This window comes from Bacillus sp. 05T31, from assembly GCF_056396725.1.
This window is the reverse complement of the sequence record NZ_JBFTMA010000543.1, coordinates 1-3077: the sequence shown is the minus strand read 5'-3', so window position 1 is coordinate 3077 and position 3077 is coordinate 1. Positions and strand designations below refer to the sequence as shown.

Below are 3077 nucleotides of genomic sequence, written 5' to 3'. Positions count from 1 at the left end.
ATATAGAACTATACGATACAACAACAGATTTAGAAAGAATTATCGTATTAGAAGAACCTCATTTTTATCGCGGGGATGTATCTGAATATATGATTCGTTCTACACAGAGTCGTGTGAAATATAAAAAAGAAGAGTTTAAACCGCATAATACGCGCGAAATTAAGCGCGGTGATCTTTTAATTGATAATGAGCAATATGGCCAATATAAAGGTGAATTGCAAATTGCTTTAAAAGATATGGTAAATACAGGAAAAACAAATGTGGTTGGCCGAATTATAGAGGAAGAAATCTTCTTATTAGATTATTTACAAGCTTGGGATAAGTTTGGATTTACGCTAAAGAAATAATGAACGCGGGATAAAAGGGAAAAAACTACTGATTTCAGTGGCTTTTTCCCTTTTATATAAAGAGCGAGAGGAAGAGCTATGACAAAAGTGCATCAGCGATTAATTTCCATTTTAGAGGAGTTTTTAGAAGAGAAATCGATGCTAAATCGAGCTTTTTTAGCGAGSCGTTTACACGTATCAACGAAGACGATTCAAAAGGATATAAAATTATTAAATGATATATTGGAAGAACRCGGAGCGAAAATTGAATCACAAAGAGGGAATGGGTACGAACTAGAAATTATACAAACTAAGAAGTTTGAAGATTTTTGCGTAAATGTATTTCAAAAGCAGACAGAAAAGATTCCAACTTCTTATGAAGAAAGAGTAGCTTATATTTTACACCGTATTTTAACGACAGATGGGTATGTGAAGCTTTCACAGCTAGCGGAAGAGATTTATGTGAGTAAATCTACTGTAAACTTAATTATGAAAGATGTTACGGATATTTGCAGTCGCTATGAGTTACAAATTGAAAAAAGACCATATTATGGTATACGTATTGTAGGAGAAGAATTTAATATTCGTTCTTGTTTATCACAATATGGTTTGCCACGTTATGACCATACTCCGTTTCATGAGAACTATGAGCAGACGGACACATATTTATCGTTACCCCATATTTCTCTCATCCGCTCAGTTATACTAAAGTATATCGAGGGAGGAACGATATATTTATCAGATATAGAAATTGATAATTTATCAATTCATATTGCGATTGCTTTAAAGAGATGCAGGGATGATCATTACATTCAAGCACTACATGTAGAGGAATCTGAACTTATAATAAAGAAAGAATATAAAATTGCGAAACAGATTTTAGGGAATTTAGGGGAAGAGCTAAAACTTCAATTTCCAGAAGAAGAAATTTTATATGTGACGATGCATTTATTAAGTACTGCTGTTACAGCGAGAGATCGCTATGAAAATGTGGAAGAGCTATTAGGGAAAGACGTATATGCATTCATGCAGCATATTCTTTTCAAAGTAGCGGAAGAACGGAATCTTACTTTTTATTATGATGAAGAATTATTATTTGGTTTTGGTGTTCATTTAAAAACGTTATTAAATCGTTTGAAATATAAGTTAAATACGCGAAATCCTCTTTTGGCAGAAGTGAAAAAAAATTATCCATATGCTTTTGAAATTGCAGTTCTCGTTGGAGATATAATTGGTGAATATACGGGTGAATCCATTCCAGAGAGTGAGATTGGTTATATTGCCATTCACTTTGGTGGGGCGATGAGCCGCTTGCAGGAAAATAATCAAAAGAAAAGATGTTTATTAGTTTGTGCAACTGGTCAAGGGAGTGCACAACTACTGAAATATAAAATTCTATCACATTTCCGAGATAAACTAGAGATTGTAGGTATTACAGGGTACTATCAATTGAAAGTGAAAGATCTTTATAAAGATAAAATAGATTGTATTATTAGTACGATTCATATACCGAGTGGTTTGCCTGTTCCGGTTATAAAGGTAAACTCAATATTTGATGATAAAGAGATTAAATCAATTGGTAAGCAGTTATTTACACATGTGAATGATAGTATGCAGCAATATATTAAGGAAGATTTGATCTTCTTAAATCGTAGTGCTTCTACGAAAGAGGAGGTTATTCAGTTTTTATGTGAGAAAGCTGCTGAGAAAAACTATGTACCCGCAAACTTTTATGCTTCTGTTATGGAGAGAGAGAACACATCTCCTACAGCGGTTGGAAACTTAGTGGCAATTCCGCATCCGATGCAATTATTAAGCGATACGACATTTTTGATGTTTTGTACACTCGATAAGGCGATTGACTGGGGAGATAAAAAAGTACAAGTTATTATTATATTTAGTGTGAAGCGCAATAATAATGAAGATTTACAAAAGCTTTATGATTTTTTATATGATATTATGTCTAATCAAACTATAATAGAAAAATTGCATCAGGCTCAAGCTGTTGATGATTTTCAAGAAATCTTACTATCATTATGAAAAAGTATATTAAAACTTCCGTTACACAACGGAAGTTTTTTATGTTTAATTGTATGCGTTTTCATAATAAGATAAAAATATAGAAAAAACATAACTTGGGGGAATTTTAAATGACTGATATGCAAACTCCATTTGCGTTAATTTTACATGGTGGTAACGCGAGAAGCGCGGCACTTGAAGCAATTGCTTTTGCAAGACAAGGAGATTTTGAGAATGCGAGTGAAAAGATGACACTTGCTAGTGAAGAAATATCATCCGCTCATCGCATTCAAACAGACTTAATTCAAGAAGAAGCAAGAGGAAATCATGCAGAAATAAGTTTACTGTTAGTGCATGCACAAGATCATTTAATGAATGCCATTACAGTGAAAGAACTTGCTGAAGAATTTATTACTCTTCATAAACGAGTGGAAGAGAAAGTGACAGTGTAATATGTACATTTTATTATGTTGCGCAGCAGGCATGTCAACGAGTATGGTTGTAAGAAAAATGCAAGAAGAGGCAAAGAAACAAGGGAAGGATTATAAAATTAAAGCAGTCGATTCAGAACTTGTGAAACTGGAAATGAAAAATGCTGATGTTGTTTTAATTGGACCACAGGTGAAGTATTTGTTTCCAGCGGTAGAGTTTCTTGCGAAATCATACGATATACCAGTTGCAATTATAGAACAACGAGATTATGGCATGTGTGATGGTGTAAAAGTGCTTAAG

4 protein-coding genes are annotated in these 3077 nt (G+C 33.4%); all 4 read left to right on the top strand.

The window, feature by feature from the left end:
* Nucleotides 1–347 (top strand): phospho-sugar glycosidase domain-containing protein (locus tag AC1DJR_RS23820; RefSeq protein ID WP_477003661.1); only part of this gene is annotated, 347 nt, incomplete at its 5' end.
* Between the two features lie 78 nt (nt 348–425).
* Nucleotides 426–2366, top strand: a complete 1941-nt coding sequence (locus AC1DJR_RS23815; RefSeq protein WP_477003660.1) for a BglG family transcription antiterminator — start codon at nt 426–428, stop codon at nt 2364–2366.
* Between the two features lie 110 nt (nt 2367–2476).
* Entirely contained in the window at nt 2477–2797 is a 321-nt protein-coding gene (locus AC1DJR_RS23810; RefSeq protein WP_002087442.1) for a PTS lactose/cellobiose transporter subunit IIA, read from the top strand.
* Between the two features lies 1 nt (nt 2798).
* Nucleotides 2799–3077, top strand: a 279-nt coding sequence (locus tag AC1DJR_RS23805; protein WP_477003659.1) for a PTS sugar transporter subunit IIB, incomplete at its 3' end; no start/stop codon positions are given.